Here is a 21,797-nt window from a genome sequence, read left to right on the forward strand (position 1 = left end):
AGCATCTCACCCCCTATTCTTTCTGATTTCTTTTTGAATATTACGAAGTGCTTTTTTCGATCCCCGCTCTATATCATGCTGCATTTTCCGTTCTTTATAATCCACAAACAATATATCTAAATCATACCCTTCTGGATATAGTTCGTTTGCTTTTACCTCTAAAGAAATTCGCTTAACATTTACTTCCATACATTCCCCGTTATAAAACACGACAACGTTATGGAAATTATCTTTTTCTTTATATACAATTCCAAAGTCATCATAGTCTAATAATTTCACACGGTCTCCCTTTTCATATTTATGTTTCTCTTCTATTTTCTCTTTCACAACCTTAGGTTTTCTTATTCTACTTTCATACAGTCTCTCTAAACGATATTCTTTATTTTCCATATAACCTTTTGCTCTTTGCAGCACATTTTCTCGTATATTCATTTTTCTTGAAATCCATAGGGCGTTACTCTCCCCCGATTTCCCTATCATTAACTTATACAACGGTTCCAATGTTTCATTATTAAATTGCATCGCCGCGTTCATAAAATCACTGTGCATTTCTGAAAAGCGTTTAATTTCACCATAATGAGTAGTCGCAACAGCTATACAACCCATATGATAAAACTCTTCTAAAATCGAAATCGCAAGCGCAGCCCCTTCATTCGGTTCCGTACCGCTGCCGATTTCATCAAATAATAAAAGCGTATTATTACTCGAAGCTCTCATAATTTCCGAGAGATTTTTCATATGCGATGAAAATGTACTCAGTGCATTTTCTATACTTTGATTGTCACCAATATCTACAAAAATATTTTCAAAGATGGCAATCTCCGTTTCCTTATCTGCTGCAATATGAAACCCTGACATTGTTGCTAATGTTACTAAACCTATTGTTTTGAGAACAATCGTTTTCCCACCAGCATTTGGTCCTGTAATAATTAAACTTCGGTAATTTTGCCCGATTTCAAAGTTAAGTGGTACAACTTCTCCTGATAAAAGCGGATGCTTGCAATGAACTAACTTTACATCCCCATAATCATTTAACCTCGGCTCTATTCCGCCAATATGTTTACTAAATTTTGCTTTTGCAAACACCATGTCATATTGACTAATCAGCTCCATATTAATCTTAATGTTATAAATTTCCTCTAAGATCATTCCTGACAAAGTGGCTAATATTTGATACTCTTCCATCGTTTCTTCAGCTTTTAGGCTCGCTAGTTCCACATTTAATTTTGTAACAGTATTAGGCTCTATAAAAACTGTTGAACCTTTAGAAGAAATTTCAACAATAGTTCCTGCAACTTGATTTTTATAAGACGCTTTAACCGGAATTGTATAGCGATCATCTTTTTTACTAATAAAGAATTCTTGAATATACTTCTTATTCACACTACTATTTAAAAATCTATTTAACCGTTCTTTAATTTTCCCCTCTACAGAGTCAATATTATTTCGAATTCGTTTTAACTCTTTGCTTGCGGCAGAATCAATACGATTTCCTTTAATTGAAAAATTAATTTCTTCTTCCACACTTTTAAATTCGGACATTGAATTCGCATACGATGCTAATACTGGTGCGAAAAATTCTTTATCCAGCATAAACTTTTTAACCTTTCGACAGCCTCGTAAAAAGTCTGATACACGAACTAGCTCAGTTGGATCTAAAATCATGCCTTTCTCAAGTTTTTGAATTGTACTATCGATATTAGAAATTCCGAAAAAAGGTACATGCCCTTCTGCATCTAATATAGCTCGCGCTTCAGTTGTTTCATTTAAACGATTTTTCACTACTTTTATACTTACGCTTGGCTCTAATTTATCTAACAATTGTTTTCCTAATCCACTCACACAATACGATTTAACTATTTCCTTCAACTCGTTATATTGCAACTTTTCCAAAGTTATTTTATTCAATTTCTATTCTCCTCACTATGATTTACTCACATCATAAATGAAGATACCTATCCATTAGATTTCAATGAGGTGTAAATAATTAAATATGATTTTCATGTGATAAAAATAAACAAAAAAAGCTGCGGAGATACCGCAGCTTTTTACATTTACAAGGCATGTGTAATATATAATGAAATAAACCATCAAAAAACACATGGCTATCCCCTAATCATTACACGCTTTATAAAGTATTGTAGGTATCTTCATAGGTTGAAATAAATCCATGACAAAATTAGGGGTATGAATTATATAAAAATCCCCTGTTCTCATCAGATTTATTTCATTCAATTTTTCCTATTTAGAACCTACCGCACTCACAAAAAGCACCTCTCATTAATTTATAATTATTTTCATTGAAATCTAATTTATTAAAATCATCATACTATATGTTATGAAGGAAGTAAAGGTGCCATACAATAGTCTACAAGTTGAAAGCTCTTGTCATTTTCGAGAAGATTTTTTATTTTAAGCAGGGATTTTTTGCAATTTGTTGTATTTCATAGTTATATAGAGAATATACAAAATACATACTTAGAAAGGAAAGAATTATGACAGAATTTAAAAACAGATTAGATGTACCAGATCAAGAAAAATGGGATTTAACAGACATTTATAAAACAATTGGACACTGGGAAAGCGACTGCGAAAAAATTGAAACATTAACAAATACTTTGAAAGATTTTAATGGCAATATCCATGATAGCCATAGTTTGCTAGCTTATCTTACAAAAAGTGAAGAAATATCAAGTTTATTAAATTTAGTTTATGCTTATGCAAGACTTCAATCAGACCTTGATACACGCGATACAGAAGCACAGTCCCTTGTAGACAAAGCATCACAATTACATGTTAAAGTAAGTGCCGCTCGTTCCTTCTTTTCTCCGTTTTTACTTAGTATCGATGAGAAAACCCTGCATTCTTATATAGAAGAAAATGAGGGCTTACAATATTATAAAGAAGACTTATTTGAATTATATCGATATAAACAACATGTCTTAAATAAGGATAAAGAAGAAATCTTATCCCAAATGGGTGAAGCCCTCTCTTCTCCTCAACATACATACGGCATGCTCAACAACGCAGATATTACATCCGGAGAAGTTACAACTGATGATGGAAGTAAAGTGAATTTAACACGCGGAATGTACTCTAAATTAATTAAAGATGAAAATAGAGATAAGAGGAAAGAAGCTTACAAAGCCTACTATCAACCTTATGTTCAGCTAAAAAACTCTATCGCTTCCACTTTATCAGCAGCGATAAAAAATAATGTTACCATTTCAAAAATTAGAAATTATCCATCCGCGTTAGAAAAATCCCTATTTGGTGATATGGTTCCAAAGGAAGTATACGATAATTTAATTGATACAACTAAAAAAAATATGACATCCCTACATACGTATAACCATTTACGAAAAGAGAAATTACAACTGGATGAACTAAGACAATATGATTTAAATGTTGATTTAGTAAAAGGTGTAAAACAAGATATTCCATACGATGAAGCATTTGAAATCATGCTTACTGCCCTTTCACCACTCGGTGAAGAATATATTCAAACACTTCGAGATTTTAAAGATAAACGCTATATAGACGTAAGAGAATTACCTGGTAAACGTTCTGGTGCCTATAATTTTGGCGTATACGGCGTTCATCCTTTTATCCTTTTAAATCATAATGATGACTTAAATAGTCTCTTTACACTTACTCATGAATGCGGGCATGGTATGCACACATATTATTCCCATGGTTTCCAGCCGAGAATTTCCGCTCACTATTCCATTTTTGTAGCTGAAGTTGCTTCTACAGTAAATGAAGTGCTATTAATTCATCATTTATTAAAAGAAGCAAAAGATACTGATGTACGAAACCATTTAATTAATCACTTTATTGAGAAATTTAAAGGTACCTTCTTTACACAAGTTATGTTTGCTGAATTTGAAAAGATTACGCACGAAATGGCGCAGCAAGGTAAACCATTAAATGTTCAAGCATTTAATGATGTATATGAAAACTTGTTTAGAGAATACAATGGGGATACACTCGTATTCGATGAGGAAGTAAAATATGGCTGGGCTAGAATCCCACATTTCTATCGACCATTTTACGTTTATAAATATGCTACTGGATTTGCTTCTGCAATTCAAATTGCAGATCAGCTTTTAAGCGGTGACCCTATCGCTCAGCAAAATTATATCGAATTCTTAAAAGGCGGAAGTTCAGATTATCCACTTAATCTTTTAAAGAAAACAGGTGTAGATTTAACAACACCAAAACCAATCGAAAGCGCACTAGGTCGTTTTGATAAACTAATTGAAGAATTTTCGTCACTGTAACAAAAAAACCTCTACAATGTAGAGGTTTTTTCAAGCTGATTTTCCTTCTAATAAATCTTGTGCCATCTTTCGAAATTCCTGATTAAATGCATCATTCATTCCGTTTTGAACGTTAGAGAAAAGAATAACAAAAATTTGTTTATCCCAATTGAAATTATTAAATGTATTCCAACCAGCTAATACACCATGATTGTGATAATAATCTGGATAAATATAAAAACTAAAACCATATTTCTTTGCAGGTGATACAGTAAACATATCAGATAAACTTTGTTTAGAAAGAAGTTTCCCAGTCATAATAGCTTCATCTAATCTCTTCATATCTTCTACAGTTGTATACATTTCACCACAACCATATAGCCAGCTCATTCTTAACTTAGGGGCAGCGACGAATTCATTATCTTTCTTTATATAACCTTCTGCAAAAAATATGTCCGCAGGGAATCTTGCACCCATACCAGATTCACCCATTCCAGCAGGCATAAAAATATGTTCTTTTACATATTCAGATAATGGCTGTTTAGAGATTTTTTCTACAATATACGCAAGTACCATATAATTATAATCTGTATATCTCCACCCTGTTCCAGCAGGGAATTCAAGATTTTGCGAGCCGATCCATGTCACTAATTTTAAGCGTGATGCCGCATCCACCTTCCCTTGTCCCTGCTCCGGTAATCCAGATGTATGCGTCAATAAATGTCTTAAAGTAATATTTTTATCCGCTGGAAATGAAGGAATATATTTATTTACATTATCGTCTATATTCAATTTCCCTTTTTCTTGCAACTGCAATATAGATACCGCTACTACTGTCTTAGTGATAGAACCTACACGATATTTTGTTCTTGGTGTTGTTAAGACTTTATCCTCCATATTTGCATAGCCATATCCTTTTCGCAAAATCACATTATTTTTATCCGTCACAAGTACAGTTCCATTAAACCCTTTTTCTTTTAAATATTGATCTAATTTTTTTGCTGCCGCATCATAACGATTTCGCTGATTTATATCTACTTTTGGTGTATCAGTTTCTAGTTTACTATTAGAATCTGAAAAAGCCTTTAAATTCTGCGTTTTATCTTTATTTGTTTGCATGAACACATATACACTTAAACAAAAAATAGCAATAATAAAGAAAACGATTAAATATTTCTTAAACATATCGGAGCCCTCTTTTTATTCAGTTTATACTTGTTACTATCTTCATTATTTTATTCATTTTATCTCTATTCATTTAAAAGAAGACTTTCATTCTATTGAAGGATTATATTTATATAAATCCATTTTAATGTTTCGACATCTAAATCCCTGCTATGCAGAATAAAAAGTAACCTACACTCGTTTGCTCTTTCTGCTTTTACTTCGCATGTGGCAGAAAAAGGCCCTGACCGCTTCTATGCATGGACCGATGCTCTCTCCCACCCAAAAAAAGGGGGTATGTCGGCTTTTTAATTGATGTATATATACTTTCATCTACCTTTTGCTTCTCTCTACATTTCCAAAAAGTTCATATAGAAAGATATTCAAGGAAAGCTTTCCATATTCAAATTTTTGATTACTTTCTATTGTATTTCTTTCTCATAAAAATTCCACCTAACAATCCGATTCACCTAACTATAATTTTATATTTCTATGTAACATTCATTCCAAACAACATATACGATATAAAAAAGGAGGCACTCTATTGGAAAACATCGATAGGGGAAAACGACTAGCTCTTAAAATGTTCAGTTATCAAACAAATAAAAATAATATAGCTTTTATCTAATATTATGGAAAATAAATTATGATTTTAAAAGGGAACGAAGCGAGTAATTTTTTTAATAAAATAAATCATGCAGACAATAAAAAAGAACGACAACTCATTATAGCCAAAATAACAGGGAATTTCAAAAGAAGAACGAAGCGAAAAAAGAATAATAACAAGCATGAAGTTCATTTATCCCGCTATTCACGGGCAGTCCCCTTACTGATGAAAGTTTCACTTTATATGTCGTATTACCAGTTCTTTTAAAATTCATTTCAAAATTGATTATACAGCATATCATAAAAAAAAATGTCATTCACATGACATTTTTTTCAAATTTTTCAACAAACTTATCGCTGAAGCAACCAGTAATATCGCTATTCCTATCCAGGCCCACATATATCCTCTTACATCCACTATGAATCCGAAAATAGGCGGGGCTAAAAGAATCACAATTTGATTTAGCGTAAGCGCAAAGCTAACAGTCATTCCAACTGATTCCTCGCTTGATGTTTCAGCAACCGCAACCATAAAAAGGCTAAACCATCCAATACCAAAGAAACCTAACAAACCACTAACCAAAAATAAACTCCCTACCGAAATCTATTAGAAAAATGGCTTTATGGCGAAGGAATGTATCCAAAACGAATATTAGAATTTGGAACGATAGAAGCTATACTGGCTTGTGTAAAATCAGACATCGGCATCGCTATCATGATGAAATCTCTTATACAGGGTCACGACCACTCTTTAGCCTTAACCCCTTTACCTAAAAGTTTTTCAAGGGTACCCACTACTTTTATCGTTCGAAAAGATACTTTTTACTCAGGTGCTTTACGGAAGTTTATTGATAGGATTACAGATACATCAGGCATATGAAAAGAGTAACTTTTAAGTACAAGTTACTCTTTCTTTTTTAATGTGAACAGCTCTCCAAAATATCCACTCTAAAACATTTTCCAAATCGAATAAGACCACAACAAAATTCATTTCACCTAAACTTATTTCCTTTTGTCTACTCATCACCATCATAGCTACATACAAACTAAAATTATGAAAAAACCTCACTGCTTATAAAATGAGTGAGGTTCTTTCGTATCACATTATATTCTTCTTAATATCTCATTCATATCTGTCAGCGGCTGCTCACAAGCATAGTTTTCACAAATATAAACTGTCATTTTATTATCAATCATTTTATGATGAACTGCAAAATCAGCAATTCCAGCAAATTCATCTGATGATGCAGCAACTAATATTGAATCATTCGGTGAGAAAGTTTCCTGCAATCTCTTTGTAAGATTGCGTCTCTCTTCATTATCTTCTCCAACAACAACAAATTCCTTTTTCGGGGATTCCGTCAATAATATGCTTTGTAAAAATAAAGAATGGCCACTTCCATAGGAAGACAATGCTTTCGAGAACGTTGTATACATGATCTCTACTTGTCTCCTTAGCGTTTCATCACCTACTAGGGAAGCTAAACGAAGAAGCTGAACTGCTGCTACACTATTTCCTGAAGGCATCGCCCCATCATATACTTCTTTATCACGAATGAGCAACTCTTCCGCATCACTTCCAATAAAGAAGAAGCCTCCATTCTCTTGATCCCAAAATAATGCATTCATTTCTGTAACAATTTCTTTTGCCTTCTTCACGTATTCTAAATCAAATGTTGTTTCATACATCTCCATATATGCCCAAAGTAAATAAGCATAATCATCAATATAACCTTTAAACTTCACTTCTCCATCACGATAACGGCCCATAACACGATCGCTTACAATAAGTTTCTCTTCAATAAATACGAGTGCATGTTTGGCAAGTTGTACATACTCTTCATTCCCAAACACACGACCAGCTTTTCCTAACGAGCTAATCATCAATGCATTCCATGACGTTAGTACTTTATCATCTAAATGCGGATATATACGAAGTGATCGTTTCGCTAATAAGATTTCACGGGCGACTTCTAGTTTTTCTTTTATTTCCTCAATAGATAAGTCAAACTGATCGGCCATTTTATGCCATTCTGTATGAATTAGGTTTGGAATATTTGCTCCTTCAAAGTTACCTTTTCCCGTCACATCATACACTGTGCAATACAATATGCCAAGCTCGTCACCAAGTACTTCCATCACTTCATCTTTTGACCAAACGTAGTACTTCCCTTCGACTCCTTCACTATCTGCATCAAGCGCGGAATAAAAACTACCGTTTTCATCAGTCATTTCTCGCTTAATAAAAGTAACGATTTCATCAGCAATTTGTTTATACCGCTCATCATGAAGAACTTGATAACCCTCTGTATAAGCGTGAAGAAGAAGCGCATTATCATATAGCATTTTCTCAAAATGCGGAACAAGCCATGCTTCATCTGTTGCGTAGCGGGCAAACCCGAATCCAACATGATCATATATCCCGCCGTTTGCCATACTATCAAGCGTTTTCTTTACAAAGTATAACGCCTGTTCATTGTCTGTTAACAGTTGATAACGTAATAAATACATTAACATATGGGGCGATGGAAACTTCGGTGTTCCACCAAACCCGCCATATATCGTATCAAAGCTACTGGCAAGCTGCTGGAACGTACTATGTAATACATCTTTATGTAATGCCTCGCTACTTGCTTTTACTTTATTTTGTAGCCCTTCGATTATTTGCTGCGAAACAGCTGTGATGCGCTCTTGATCACTTTCGTAAATATGAGCTAGCTGCGGTAAGATATCCATCATACCCGGACGATTGTAATAACTATACTTTTGGAAATACGTCCCTGCATAAAACGGCTTTTGATCTGGTGTTAAAAACACATTCAGCGGCCAGCCGCCTTGTCCTGTCATCATTTGGCAGACGCTCATATAAATCGAGTCAACATCTGGACGTTCTTCGCGATCTACTTTAATTGGGATGAAATATAAATTTAAGAGTGATGCTACTTCTTCATCTTCAAAAGATTCACGCTCCATGACGTGGCACCAATGACATGTGGTTTGTTACACCCAACTAGGAGTAGCCAATAGAAACAAATACAGGTTTATCCTCTTTCTTTGCTTTCTCAAAAGCTTCCTCTCCCCAAGGGTACCAATCTACAGGATTATAAGCATGCTGGAGCAAATATGGAGACTTTTCATGTATGAGTCTATTGGCTTTCTTATCCATAGTCATAGTGTAATCACCTCCTCTAATGATTACTTTTTTCATGCTTCATTTTCTTACTCTAATTCAATAAGACTTAGAGTAAATTTACAGTGATTTCACTTTCATCATGACCTGAAATTTTTCTTAAGTCAATATGACTAATTATACAAATCCATTTTAATTTTGCGCCATCTAAATCCCTGCTATGCAGAATAAAAAGTAACCTGCACTCGTTTGCTCTTTCTGTTTTTACTTCGCATGTGGCAGGAAAAGGCTCTGACCGCTTCTATGCATCTCTCCCACCTTAAAAGAGGGGTTTTATGTCGGTTTTTTAATTGATGTATATATAGTAATTAGCGTAGAAGCTTATGAAATTGATAATCATAGAATGGCTGTAACATATTAATGAATAGAACAAAGTTTTTTACCTAGTAATATTTCTACAATGGTATTTATTTTTTTGTTTGAAGTACTATAATAAACTTCCAATCCTTTTCGGTTACTAATAACTATCTTTTGGGATTTCATTTTTGCTAGATGCTGAGACACAGTAGACTGCGGAAGACCCATAATCTCCACTATTTGATTCACATTGCATGTCCCTCTTGTAATAAGCTCTTCCATCATTTTAATTCTAACTGGGTGGGATAATATTTTTAAAACTTCTGCGTTTTTTTCATAAATAGTCATTTGAACTTCTTCTCCTTCATGGTTTTTTATTTATTATAATATTGAGATAGTTAAACTTTTAATACCTTCTCTTTTATAAATAGTTGAAACGGTTCAATATGATAAATTCAAACATTATCTAGAATCAAAAAACTATTTATTAAGATTTTATCAAACAACATAATAAAGATATTCAATCATACACCTTACTTCTTCTTCAGAAGATAAATCCGAAGTCCTTTCTCCACATTAATCATTTATTTTATCTATACTTATTAAACAATATAAACTAACAAGCTGTGATTAGTTTAGACATATCGGAAAAACTAGATGAACTTATACAATAAAGATGTACTTCATACAAATGTTGTAAGATTAATTTTATCAAATTCTTAATATCACGTTCTTAAATTCCGGCCTCCTCTTTTCTGCTTAATTTAGAACAATAAAACAAAGAAAGAGCAGAGAACAAAAAGAGATATGATAAACCTACAGGTTAAACTCAACATCCCGGGAAAATCCGAAATCAAAAGTAATTTTTAATTACTCTTTCTTTATAATAATTATATTCTAACACCGATAATAAAATGAAACAACAAAATTCGACATTTTTTTCTGTAACTTTTAAACCCTGCATTTGTAAATAAAGTGAAACTTTAATCAGTGGGGTTTTCTTCGTCCCCACCGATTATTAGTTAAACCAACCGGGCCTTTACGAGCAGTTTATCTCCCACCTTATTTCTTTGCTTTCACTGAATTTTCAGGTGGGAGTATTACTCCGCAAATAGCGGGATAAAACTGAAGAAACTGTTGGAGAGAGTTCTGATGCAAAAACTCTAAGACTAGTACCATAAATCCCTAAACTTTAGACATACTGATATGAACACTCTAGAAAAGGGCATGATCTGTATGGTCCGGTATTAGATAAGTTCATATCAAAAACGCCATTCTTCCTATGATTCTACAGAAAGAATGGCGTTTTTTCATTTTAGGGGAATTTTGTTTTGTTAGCTTGATAGCGATGGAGTCTGTACCCCTAAGAGGAAATATCTCCATTTCTATCTTTATTTTACTTTAACAGAATATGTCCCATTTTCCCCAGGTGTATACACATATAAATAATACTTCCCTGGTTTTGCAGTAAACTTTCCTTTAAGTATATTTTCATTAGATTGTCCGCCTGCAACGCAGTTTCTCATATCTGATTCATGAAAAATTACCCATGTCATGTTGAGTTTACATTCATTAATAACAAAATTTTCTATTTCTTTGGGTGATGACACATTAAACGTATAAATATCCCCATAATCTTCATCACCAAATGAACCTTTGAGAAGCGTATTAAATGGCATTACATTTGCTTGTTCAGGATGATTATTTGGTTCTATTTCAGTTGCTCCCATTCGATCTACAGTAACTGTCATTTGTTCTTTACTTTCTTTTCCTTGATCATCTTTCGTCGTTAAGATTACCGTATACGTTCCTGCTTTTTCATATGCATGAGTAGGATTTTCTTCTGTACTTGTTTTCCCATCTCCAAAGTCCCAAAGGTAAGAAACAACTTTTCGACCTTCAGCTTTTGAATTATCGCTCTTAAACTGAATTGCGCCATTTTCTTCCCCGTAATATGTCGCTTTTGTTCGCTCTACATTAACTGTCACTTGTTCTTTACTTTCTTTTCCTTGATCATCTTCCATTGTTAAGGTTGCCGCGTATGTTCCTGCTTTCTCATACGCATGAGTAGGATTTTCTTCTGTACTTGTTTCCCCATCTCCAAAGTCCCAAAGATAAGAAACGATGTTTCGATCTTCACCTTTTGAACTATCTCTCTTAAACTGAATTGCGTTATTCTCTTCTCCAGAATATGAATCTTTTCGCTTTATAATCGTTCCTTGACTTGCACCTTCATCTGTTGCAATGCCGTGGAAAACAATATCATATTGGAACTGATTTTCATTATTTACACGATAATTTACAAAGTACGCTGTTACTGTTTTATAACCGCTCCATTCTTTTTGTGACAGCGTATCTAATGCTTCGTTCACTTGTTTACTCATCGTTTTCCAGTCTTCAGATTCACCTTTCGTTGCATTGCCTGTATACGTACCTTCAACTGTAAATGTATTAAAGAATTGAGACTTATGTTTTGTAATCGTTGCATCTTTTACATTCGCAACATCTGCAATTTCTTGATTCACTTCAGTTAGTGCTTTCTGTGCATGACTTACTACATAATCATCTGATACTTGCGGCACATTACATTTTTCTTGATTATCAATTAATTGCTGCATATATGTTTGATATTCTTTATTCAATTGTGCATCTTTACTTAACGCCTCTCGGTATGCATCATAACCTTGCACATCATTTGCACGAATTAAATCTTGTATTTTATCGAATGTATCAAATTTGTGATTATACATATAAGACTGCAATGCAAAGGAATAGTTATAAAAATCCCACGTTCCGTATTTTGCATATAATGTTTGTTCTGCTGTATAGCGTTTTGCGGGTTCGTTTGATAAACCTCTTATAACACTCTTACGCGGCACTACATTATTCGTACGCGTCGATCCTGCAAAAAATTCCGCATTTCCTTCTGCATACCATGTCAAACGTTCATTTTGCTGTATATCTCCTTGCCCAAATAATCCAGGCACTTCATATCTTCCCTGTAAATAATGTGTAAATTCATGACGGAACAATTCTTCCAAACTAAAAATACTTTGCTTCGGAGTACGTTCATATGTAAAGAACGTTCCGTCTTGTTCAATATAAATACCACCATTCTCCGTTTCATATCCGTACAATTGCTGGTTAAATTTATATTCATCTGGCGTGTTATAAATTACGATTGTTAATACATCATCTGCATTCCCTTGTTCTAATGCTTTATCATTTCCGATTACACGGTGATATTGTGCTTTTACTTCTTTCGCAGCCCAGTACAATCTTTGGATTTTTTCCTCTGTCACTTTATCTCCCGTTTTAAAGACAATTGCCCCGTCATCAAATGTATACGTTTTAGGTAAAAATTTCTTCTTTCCTTCTTCTTTAATTTGATCTAAATTTACTGTTTTTCCGTTCGCATCTACTCCGCCGTAATTTGTAGCAATCTGCTGTGCCGCTCTAAAATAATGCTCTCCTAAATATGAAGACATCTGCATCGCTTGCGTAACAACATCTAACCCTTTCTTCGGATTACTATGAAATTTCCCTAAACGTCCCGAATAGTAAATCCCATTATTAATGAGCCAACCATTTTTATCCGTTACATTACCTATAAGCGCCATTTTATTGACTTCATTTATGAAACTATCAACCTTTCCATACCACATTGTTGCTTTTGTATCTCTATCCGCAAGGAGCCAATCAGTATCTATATTGGCATCAACAGCTTGCATCAAAGCGTATACAGCCTCTCCTTTCTTACGGTCACTTTCATATGTAGAAAGGTTATTATTATACTGCTTTAAAATTTTTGCTGCATACTGAACCATTTCAATGTCACTAGAAGTATTCCTCATTAAATCCGCGTATGCATTTACAACTAAATCTTGCTCAGCTGTACCGAGTTTAAAATTCGGATTCTTTGCAATTGCTTTCAGGGCAGGTAAACATTTATCCTTGAAGCTTCTCTCTTTTAAATAACTTAATTCCTCATTATAAGCTCCGACATAAAAAGCGGAGCGAAGCACTTCAGTAAACGTATCAAGTCCTTTTGCATCATTTTTTGTAAACGTTCTTCCTCGTTCCTCTAATCCGTTCATGATTACTTGCAGACGTTCTTTATTTCCATAGAAAGCTTTTGTTCCTTCGTTAAACTGAAATAAATCTTTAATTTGTCCGCTGCGAATATTCGCTAGTGTATCAATTAACTCCTCATCGCTCATTTTATTCAGCTCATCTAAAGTATAGCTTTTCTGCGACTGCTCCGCTTTCGCACTTTTCTTAGTGGATGCTGGCTTCTGTGAGAAATCTCCTACTTTTAAACGTTCTTCATATGATAATGTTTCATCAATTTTTGAGGAATGAGCAACTGCATCTTTTGGCGTTTCTATCCCTGCTGGCTTCATTTGCAATACATTATAAGGTACTTTTTCTTCCGCTGATACTTCAGCTTGCAATGCCCCTAACGACAATGCCATTGTACTAATTCCAAGCATAATTTGATTCATTTTCTTTTTCATAATTTCCCTCCATACTAATATATAACTGAAATAAAGAAACATATTATTTAGATAAATTAATTTAAATTAAATATGTAAGATTTTATATCACTTTTTAATAGTTTTTAAATACTTCTTGAATTATTTAAAAGGGGTACCGCCCCACATCCATCAACTTAAGAAGTTGGTGGTTCCCTCAAATGAAAAATGAATTGAACTTTCATAAATAACTGTAGAAATATAAAATTTTCGTTTTGGAGTTATTTCAAAATCTTAGCCTGATGGATATAGGGCGGTACCCCTAGTATGTAAGTCTTTTAAGTATCCTAAATTACGTATACATAATAGACTACATAATTGCGTCAATGAAGTATGAGCTATGTTTTGACTTAACCAAATACATAGGGCCACTAAATCTTGTGCGCAATATTTATTTTTTTGTTTAACAAATCCTACATTTTTAGCTAATTGCTCTAAAGCATTAGGTGACATATATCGTTGCAACTCTTTAGAAAACAATTCTAGTTCATCAATAATAGATAAGTTCATATCAAAAACGCCATCCTTCCCTATGATGCTATAGAAAGGGTAGCGTATTTTTTTCATTATTGTATTTGGATTGTCATCGATTGCATTACTAGCTAGATCACACACTTGCTTTCATTATTTTCTTGGATCATACGAAGCTACTGGTTTAACGGGTTTCGCATCCGTCGCTTCCCATATAGGGGAAGTTAATGTTGGATATCTCAAAGCTTCTACTTTCTTTCTTGTTTCTTGTGATGCTTTCAGTCCCCATTGATCAAAGAATGGAAGTAAATTTTGTTTCGCTACTTTCGATGTATTGTAAATAAATGCTTGTATTTTCTCTTCATCAGTTTCTGGAAGTTTATCCTTTGGTAACTCTCGATATAGTTTGTGGAGATTCGGATAAAAATCTTCCCCATATGCTAAATGAAGTTGCCAAAACATAACAAGTTTCACAAACAAGTCATCAATATTTTTATACTCTTTATCTGTTTGTTTTAAGTATTGAAAGGCTCTATCGTAATCTCCCTCTTTTTCTAAACGTGTTGGTTGTCCTGGGAATAATTGTTTTTGTGCAGCTAAAGAATAAATATTAACAGTGACTTCATCCAATCCATACCACATCCAAGGGTATTGTTGCCTTGCATGCCCTGCTTCATGCATTTGTCCCCATCCAAATTCATTTACATTTAAAGTACTTTCAATTGCGTCACCAGCAGTCGTAAATACGGCTCCATCCAAACTTGCATACATACCCCAATCTGGTTTGTTAGGATTTTCTACAAAAGCCCAAAGACGGCCAGTTGAACGATGTAACGGATTAGAATTCGTTTCAGATAGTCCCGATATTCTATCTTGTGCTAGAATCATTTCATCATATTTTTTTAATAAAGGAACAGGATCTTGATCCACAATATATTTCTTGGCACTTTCCTGAGTAACAGTAAGTACTGCTTTCTTTGACTTTAATTGAACGGCATGCGCATCTGGATACTTGTCCATCATAGCAATCCAGTCTGCTTTCGTATGCTTCCCTAATTCAAAAAATGGAACAGGGCTCCCGCCTTGTGTTACTTTCACCTTAACAGTTCCTTTCTCTGCAGAGTTATCAAACCCTAATAAACCACCGTTTGGAGAGGAGATGGTATTAGAGCCCGGAGAAAGACGAAATGCTTTTCCCCCTTCTTTATCATATTCATTTGTCCCAATAGTTGCGTTAAGCATGTCTAATCCCGATAGTCCCGATACTTCAATTGTGACTTGTTCATTCGGTTTTACATAGATTCCTGTTGGCGTATAGTTTCGTTGTTCTCTTCTTCTTTCTCTTTTTGCTTCACCTATATAATGTCCTGTACTTGGAAGGTCAAACTTCCTCTCTTCATATTGCGCCTGGGTTTGCTTAGTTTCAGCATGAATGTTCAAGCTATTGACAGTCATAGATGTAAATAATGTCGTTGTCATAACAGCAGATGCCATAAATACTTTCATTGGTTTTTGTAATCTATCATTCTTTCCTCTGTTCATATCAATCATTCCTTTCATTCAAATCCATTCTAACGTTCATACAAAACGCCGATTTTTTCACCAGCCCTTAATATCCCCTTATTGCATTAATACGATAATGATTCCTCTTACTATGACTACTTCTTAAATTTACTTATCCGCCTCTCTTATTTCATACACGTGAAAATTATATCTATATATAATTTTGAAGGGGAGTATCTGACCGCGTATAGAAACGATCATGACTTTTTCCCACCACATCAAAAGGAGAAAGCAAGTGCAGATCATGTTGTATTCTGCATAGTAGGTATGTCGAAGAATTAAAATGGATATATATGGCTGTTACTTCCATTAAAACATTATAAATTTTGAGTGTAAACCTCTAATCTAGCATATGGTAATTCTAAATTAAACACTGTACATATATTATTAAATATTAAAAATCACAACAAAAAGTATTGTAATATAATTTTATCCATTAAACAAACTCATTATAATCCGATGAATTCACTGAAAATAAACTGTTTTTATATAAATACAAATTGAAAGAAATGACCTAAAAACCCCTTTCTTTTAGAGGGCGAGAGCAGCTGGTCATACATAGAAGCGGTAAGTGCCTTTCCCTGCCACAGGAATGGTTTAAAACAAAAGGAGAAAGCAAGTGCATGTCATGTTTTGTTCTGCATAGCAGCAACTGATATGTTGAAAAGTCAAAATAGATTTATATAAATTAAACATTTCAAATGATTAACTTAAAAATGTTTGTGAAATAATAACATAGTTATTATACACGTTATTACCTAATATACAAATATGCAAAATTACATATTTTATATTCAGTATATAGGTCTCCCCACATACCCATCAAGCTAATATTTTGAAGTGCCCTCAAAACGAAAATTTTATATCTCTACAGTTATTTACGAGAATTCAACTCATTTTTTTGTTTTGGGGAGCACTAATTTCTTAACTTGATGGCCATGCAATGGAGAAATAAGTTAACAACAAAAAAACGGTTATGCCGATATGTAGCATAACCGTTTTTATTTACATAGAATCATTTCTTATTTTTGATTTTTAAAATTTTATTTGGATTAAGGATATTTTGCGGATCAAGAGCTTGTTTTATTTTTTCCATTACAAGAAGTGCCGCCCCATGCTCTTTTTCTTGATATTTTTGTTTACCAATCCCTACCCCATGTTCACCTGTACATGTTCCACCACGCTCAAGGGCATACATAACAATCTTTTCATTTATTTCTTCCGCATTCTTTATTTCTTCTTTATCATTTGGATTAACCATTAAAAGAACATGAAAATTCCCATCACCTACATGTCCAAGAATACCGCCAATTGCCCCGGTAGAATCTACTGTTTCTCTTGCATATTGTATCGCATTTGCTAACTCTGAAATCGGAAGACAAACATCCATACTCATAAGCTTTTTACCAGGACAACTATGGACATACGCATAGGCTAAATTGTGCCTTGCCTCCCATAATTTATTTCTAGCTGCTGTTTCTGTTTCAAATGCAATTTCCTTACATTTATGATCCTGAACAATTTCTGTAGTAAAGTCAATGTCTTGTTTTAACCCTGCTTTATTTCCATGAAACTCTAAAAATAATGTTGGTTCTTCCCTATAGTCTGTTTCACTATAACGATTAACCTGCTTCATGGACAGTTCATCAACAAGTTCAATTCTCGCAATTGGAATACCAGCTTGTAAAATATGTATCACAGCTTCCACTGCATCATTTACTGATGGAAATGATGCTCTTGCCGCCATAGTATGCTCCGGTATACCATATACTTTCAGCGCTAATTCCGTAAAGCAACCAAGAGTTCCTTCTGATCCAACAAAAATACCATTTAAATGATAACCTGATGATGATTTCGCAGCTAAATTACCAGTATGTATAATCGTTCCGTCAGCAAGAACTACCTCTAAATCGCGAACTTGATCTCGCATCACACCATACTTTACAGATGTTGTTCCACTTGCGTTTGTAGCAGCCATTCCTCCCAATGTCGCATCTGCACCTGGATCTACACTAAAAAACAAACCATATTTTTTTAATTCTTTATTAAGTTGTGAACGGGTTACTCCAGGTTGCACTTTAACAAGAAAATCCTTTTCTCTTACCTCAAGTATTTTGTTCATAAGTGAGAAGTCTATTGTAATTCCCTTTTCATATGGAATTACATGCCCTTCTAAACTCGAGCCAACGCCAAACGGTACAACAGACTTTTGATGTTGGCTTGCTAGTTTCATTATTTTACTCACTTCTTCTGTCGTCTTTGGAAATACAACCACATCTGGTAAACTACTAGCATGATAGGATTCATCTTTACTATGTAATTCTCTTACTGTCATATTTACTACTACTCGTTCTTCAGGAAGTACACCTTTCAAATCATTGACTAAACGTTCAATTGTTATTTCCATCCCCATTCTCTCCTTTTCTAAAAATTTCAATTTTAAAGCAAGTTAACCATTTTTCTACATAATAATCTGAAAAATAAAACAATTCAAGTTTAAAATATATGTATAGAGTCTATATAAATCCATTTTCATTTTTCGACATCTACATCCCTGCTATGCTCACTCGTTTGCTCTTTCTGTTTTCACTTCGCATGTAGCAGAAAAAGGCTCCGACCGCTTCTATGCATAGCCCGATGCTCTCTCCCACCTAAAAATATGTCGGTTTTTAATTGATGTATATATAGCTTTCCGTTTGACAGAATGAATAACCTTCAACTATCTTATATATAACATACAAAATCTTATATCATATAAAGGTGGTGTCATAGATTGATAGTTCTTGAAACAGAGCGACTCACTCTCCGTTGGCTCGACGTTAAAGATGCTCCATTTATACTAGAGCTGTTAAATGATCCTGCATGGATACAATTCATTGGTGATAAAGGGGTTCGAAATCTAGAAGACGCACGAAATTATATTTTGAACGGTCCCGTTGCCATGTATCATAACCTTGGCTTCGGCCTTTACTTAGTAGAACGAAAAGAAGATCTTATGCCCCTTGGAATTTGTGGTCTTATAAAAAGAGATTCCTTAGAAGATGTAGATATTGGTTTTGCCTTTCTAGAGAAATTCCGCTCAAAAGGATATGCCTATGAATCTGCTTCAGCCGTGATGGAGTATGGAGAAAAAACATTAGGATTAAATCGGATTGTAGCAATTACTTCTATAGATAACCACAATTCAGCTAAACTTTTAGAAAAAGTAGGTTTAAGATTTGAGAAATTACTTCCATATTCCGAAGATGAAGACGTTAAATTATTTGGTTATAACGCACCTTCATCTTCAAAATAAGACGAAGCTCACGTTTAAAACAGAATAATTTATAATGCAAAAAAGATAGAGACAGCAGGATATGCCTCTATCTTTTTTGTGTATAAAAACTATTATTTGTACGTAAAGCGACTCAATCAGCAACTCTTTCTAAGTTCTTTTACAATTTTCACTTTATAAATCGCACCACTTTTTTCTTAATTATGTTAATATTATAAATATTATTTTTGAAAGGGGAATACTTACAGTGGATGTTTATTTAATCACTCCTACAATTGACTTACAAAAAGAATACTTAGATTTCTATCATGAATGGAAATCTAGTAGTGAAACGATGATTCCATGGGTTATCGAAAAAGATCCTTCTAATTTCCCAGTAATGGTTCAAGAACTGCTTGATGCAACTGAAGGAAAAAATCTCCGTAAAGGCTGGGTACCTGATTCAACTTATTGGCTTGTCACACAGGATAAAAAAATCGTTGGAGCTGTAAATATTCGTCACAGCTTAACTGAACATTTATTCAATGCTGGTGGGCATATTGGCTATGGCATCCGTCCTTCTGCAAGACAAAAAGGATATGCTACAAAATTATTAGCTTTATCATTAGAAAAAACAAAAGAATTAGGTGTTACAAAAGCTCTTGTCGTTTGCGACGAATGGAATGTTGCTTCTGAAAAAACGATTTTACATAACGGGGGCCTTCGTGACAGTGATTTTATTGAAGAAGATGGTAATGTTGTTAGAAGATATTGGATTGAATTGTAAATATCCAGTAGTAAATAAAAATGGAGGGATTCTCATGTCTACCTTGGCAACACAATTAGAAAATACCATTCATACTGCTTCTCAAAAAATTATACTTCTTTCTAATATGGATATAAAACGCACCCCGGCAAAATGGTCTAAAAAAGAAATACTAGGTCACCTTTGCGATTCTGCTGCGGTAAACCATAAACGTTTTGTTGATATCCTTACTTCGAAAGACAAGGTTACACTCACTGGTTATGATCAAGATTTATGGGTACAAGCACATCATTATCAGCAATCTTTTTCATCAAATGAAGTTCTACAATTATGGAAAACAATGAATATGCAAATTATAAAACTACTAAACAATGTAAAAAATGAACAATGGCAACTTGCATGTAAGTTAGAGAATCAACAGGAAGTAACTTTAGAATGGCTTGTTACAGATTATATTGATCATATGAACCATCATCTTCATCAAATATTTACAAACTAAGTTTCTTTTCTATATTCTTCAGATTTCACGAATAATATGGAGGAAAAAATCACATGCAACTTTTTATAAGGGAATGCGAAAATACCAATGAAGGACAAGTAAAACAGTTAATCGATTTATGCCATGAGGAATCTTATTTACTACACTTAGTAGAAAGTAAAAAGTTACATTATACATACGCTGCTTATCATAAAACACAATTAGTCGGTATGTTCATTGCTTGGAGAAGTGCTTTTCACCCACACTGTACTTACTTTCGCATTTTAACTGATCCTTCTTACGCTCACATGAAAATTGAAAAAAACTTGTTACATAAAGTAACAAAACTTGAACAAATGGATCTTCCACTGCAAACATCTATTTTGGAAACTTCTGTTCATTTAAAAGAATTTTATGAGAGAATTGGATTTAAAGAGATTCGAAGAACTTATATGCCCTCTTTAACAGTAGAGAGTGCTAAAAATATTTCACCTTTAAAAGAAGGTAATCGTAAATTATACAATTTACAACCATTATCGACCATAATTTCAAACGATCATTCCATGAAAAAACTTGTTCAACTCGTCAAACGGAACTACGAAGAAACTCATTTAGACAATCCAGTTGGAGAGCATGGATTGGAGACATGGGAAAAAACGATATTAGCTGATGACATCTTGACGGAAGGAAGCTTTATTTATTTAAACGCGGAGAAAGAAATTATTGCATATTCTTTCCTGCACACATCTGAAAAGAACGATACTTTAGAACTCGGATGGTGCGGAACTCATATGATTCATCAATTAGAGCTACTTCCGCAGTTAGCTTTACAACAAGTTATGTACGCAAATAAACAGGGTTATCAGCTCATTCAAGGCGAGTTTGATTCAACAAGTGTATACGGAATGGAGATTTTAAAATCTCTTCCTTTTGAACCTTGTCCGACTTGGATTACATATCAAATGAATTGGTGAAGATTTGTTCCTAAAACTATATATACATCAATAAAAAAACGACATCCCCCTTTTTTAGGTGGGAGAGAGTATCGGGCTATGCATAGAAGCGGTCAGGGCCTTTTCCTGCCACATGCGAAGTAAAAACAGAAAGAGCAAACGAGTAATCTGTACCCTTTGTAAAGGACATTTTGAAAAAAGTTATGCAACATCAAGCAGATGATTTCTGTATTCAACAGGAGTCATCTTCTTTAAATTC

12 protein-coding genes and 4 pseudogenes are annotated in these 21,797 nt (G+C 34.0%); 6 read left to right on the forward strand and 10 right to left on the reverse strand.

Features of this window, described 5'->3' with window-relative positions; all coding sequences use genetic code 11:
* Nucleotides 1-6: 6 nt before the first annotated feature.
* Complete coding sequence (locus tag ACIQ7L_RS24260) at nt 7-1,908, reverse strand: endonuclease MutS2 (protein ID WP_400572310.1); 1,902 nt, start codon at nt 1,906-1,908, stop codon at nt 7-9.
* A gap of 587 nt (nt 1,909-2,495) precedes the next feature.
* Here ACIQ7L_RS24260 and pepF point away from each other — a divergent pair.
* Complete coding sequence (gene pepF, locus ACIQ7L_RS24265) at nt 2,496-4,283, forward strand: oligoendopeptidase F (protein ID WP_400572312.1); 1,788 nt, start codon at nt 2,496-2,498, stop codon at nt 4,281-4,283.
* 30 nt (nt 4,284-4,313) lie between these two features.
* Here the strand turns inward: pepF and ACIQ7L_RS24270 are convergent, their stop codons facing one another.
* Both ACIQ7L_RS24270 and ACIQ7L_RS24275 read right to left on the reverse strand, forming a co-directional pair.
* Nucleotides 4,314-5,447 carry a serine hydrolase domain-containing protein gene (locus tag ACIQ7L_RS24270; RefSeq protein WP_400572314.1) on the reverse strand — a complete coding sequence of 378 codons (1,134 nt, stop codon included), beginning with the start codon at nt 5,445-5,447 and terminating at the stop codon, nt 4,314-4,316.
* An 898-nt stretch (nt 5,448-6,345) separates the two neighbouring features.
* Nucleotides 6,346-6,621 (reverse strand): annotated as a pseudogene (locus ACIQ7L_RS24275) (MFS transporter); the annotation flags it as partial.
* Nucleotides 6,622-6,627: 6 nt separating this feature from the next.
* Here ACIQ7L_RS24275 and ACIQ7L_RS24280 point away from each other — a divergent pair.
* Nucleotides 6,628-6,912 (forward strand): annotated as a pseudogene (locus ACIQ7L_RS24280) (LysR substrate-binding domain-containing protein); the annotation flags it as partial.
* A 224-nt stretch (nt 6,913-7,136) separates the two neighbouring features.
* Here the strand turns inward: ACIQ7L_RS24280 and ACIQ7L_RS24285 are convergent.
* The 7 genes and pseudogenes from ACIQ7L_RS24285 to ACIQ7L_RS24315 form a co-directional block, all read right to left on the reverse strand.
* Nucleotides 7,137-9,005 (reverse strand): thioredoxin domain-containing protein, encoded by a 1,869-nt coding sequence (locus ACIQ7L_RS24285; protein ID WP_400572316.1) that lies wholly within the window; start codon nt 9,003-9,005, stop codon nt 7,137-7,139.
* A 40-nt stretch (nt 9,006-9,045) separates the two neighbouring features.
* A pseudogene (locus ACIQ7L_RS24290) lies at nt 9,046-9,204 on the reverse strand (DUF255 domain-containing protein); the annotation flags it as partial.
* A 375-nt stretch (nt 9,205-9,579) separates the two neighbouring features.
* Entirely contained in the window at nt 9,580-9,867 is a 288-nt protein-coding gene (locus ACIQ7L_RS24295; RefSeq protein WP_400572318.1) for an ArsR/SmtB family transcription factor, read from the reverse strand.
* A gap of 1,043 nt (nt 9,868-10,910) precedes the next feature.
* A complete protein-coding gene (locus tag ACIQ7L_RS24300; protein WP_400572320.1) occupies nt 10,911-14,036 on the reverse strand; it encodes a collagenase in 3,126 nt (1,041 codons plus the stop codon).
* Nucleotides 14,037-14,357: 321 nt separating this feature from the next.
* Nucleotides 14,358-14,564: pseudogene (locus ACIQ7L_RS24305) on the reverse strand (IS4 family transposase); the annotation flags it as partial.
* Between the two features lie 114 nt (nt 14,565-14,678).
* Nucleotides 14,679-16,067: a M60 family metallopeptidase gene (locus ACIQ7L_RS24310; RefSeq protein WP_400572337.1), complete on the reverse strand. Its 1,389-nt coding sequence runs from the start codon at nt 16,065-16,067 to the stop codon at nt 14,679-14,681.
* Nucleotides 16,068-17,103: 1,036 nt separating this feature from the next.
* A complete protein-coding gene (locus tag ACIQ7L_RS24315; protein WP_400572322.1) occupies nt 17,104-18,495 on the reverse strand; it encodes an FAD-binding oxidoreductase in 1,392 nt (463 codons plus the stop codon).
* A gap of 366 nt (nt 18,496-18,861) precedes the next feature.
* Here ACIQ7L_RS24315 and ACIQ7L_RS24320 point away from each other — a divergent pair, with 366 nt between their 5' ends.
* The 4 genes from ACIQ7L_RS24320 to ACIQ7L_RS24335 all read left to right on the forward strand — a co-directional run bounded on the left by ACIQ7L_RS24320 (nt 18,862) and on the right by ACIQ7L_RS24335 (nt 21,559).
* The gene (locus tag ACIQ7L_RS24320; protein ID WP_400572324.1) at nt 18,862-19,383 is read left to right on the forward strand and encodes a GNAT family N-acetyltransferase; all 522 of its coding nucleotides are present in this window, start codon (nt 18,862-18,864) and stop codon (nt 19,381-19,383) included.
* A gap of 226 nt (nt 19,384-19,609) precedes the next feature.
* Nucleotides 19,610-20,128, forward strand: coding sequence for a GNAT family N-acetyltransferase (locus ACIQ7L_RS24325; RefSeq protein ID WP_400572325.1), 519 nt, complete (start codon nt 19,610-19,612; stop codon nt 20,126-20,128).
* Nucleotides 20,067-20,606: a DinB family protein gene (locus ACIQ7L_RS24330; RefSeq protein ID WP_400572327.1), complete on the forward strand. Its 540-nt coding sequence runs from the start codon at nt 20,067-20,069 to the stop codon at nt 20,604-20,606. The genes ACIQ7L_RS24325 and ACIQ7L_RS24330 overlap by 62 nt, the downstream gene beginning before the upstream one ends.
* A gap of 53 nt (nt 20,607-20,659) precedes the next feature.
* Nucleotides 20,660-21,559, forward strand: coding sequence for a GNAT family N-acetyltransferase (locus ACIQ7L_RS24335; protein WP_400572329.1), 900 nt, complete (start codon nt 20,660-20,662; stop codon nt 21,557-21,559).
* The last annotated feature ends 238 nt before the right edge of the window (nt 21,560-21,797 follow it).

Origin of the sequence: Bacillus sp. NPDC094106, from assembly GCF_044764345.1 — a bacterium.
In the GTDB taxonomy this organism is placed as follows: domain Bacteria; phylum Bacillota; class Bacilli; order Bacillales; family Bacillaceae_G; genus Bacillus_A.

Bases quoted from the DNA above. Each gene is read 5' to 3' on its own strand.
- pepF (WP_400572312.1), top strand. From the start codon at position 2,496: ATGACAGAATTTAAAAACAGATTAGATGTACCAGATCAAGAAAAATGG.
- ACIQ7L_RS24270 (WP_400572314.1), bottom strand. From the start codon at position 5,447: ATGTTTAAGAAATATTTAATCGTTTTCTTTATTATTGCTATTTTTTGT.
- ACIQ7L_RS24285 (WP_400572316.1), bottom strand. From the start codon at position 9,005: ATGGAGCGTGAATCTTTTGAAGATGAAGAAGTAGCATCACTCTTAAAT.
- ACIQ7L_RS24295 (WP_400572318.1), bottom strand. From the start codon at position 9,867: ATGACTATTTATGAAAAAAACGCAGAAGTTTTAAAAATATTATCCCAC.
- ACIQ7L_RS24300 (WP_400572320.1), bottom strand. From the start codon at position 14,036: ATGAAAAAGAAAATGAATCAAATTATGCTTGGAATTAGTACAATGGCA.
- ACIQ7L_RS24310 (WP_400572337.1), bottom strand. From the start codon at position 16,067: ATGAACAGAGGAAAGAATGATAGATTACAAAAACCAATGAAAGTATTT.
- ACIQ7L_RS24315 (WP_400572322.1), bottom strand. From the start codon at position 18,495: ATGGAAATAACAATTGAACGTTTAGTCAATGATTTGAAAGGTGTACTT.
- ACIQ7L_RS24335 (WP_400572329.1), top strand. From the start codon at position 20,660: ATGCAACTTTTTATAAGGGAATGCGAAAATACCAATGAAGGACAAGTA.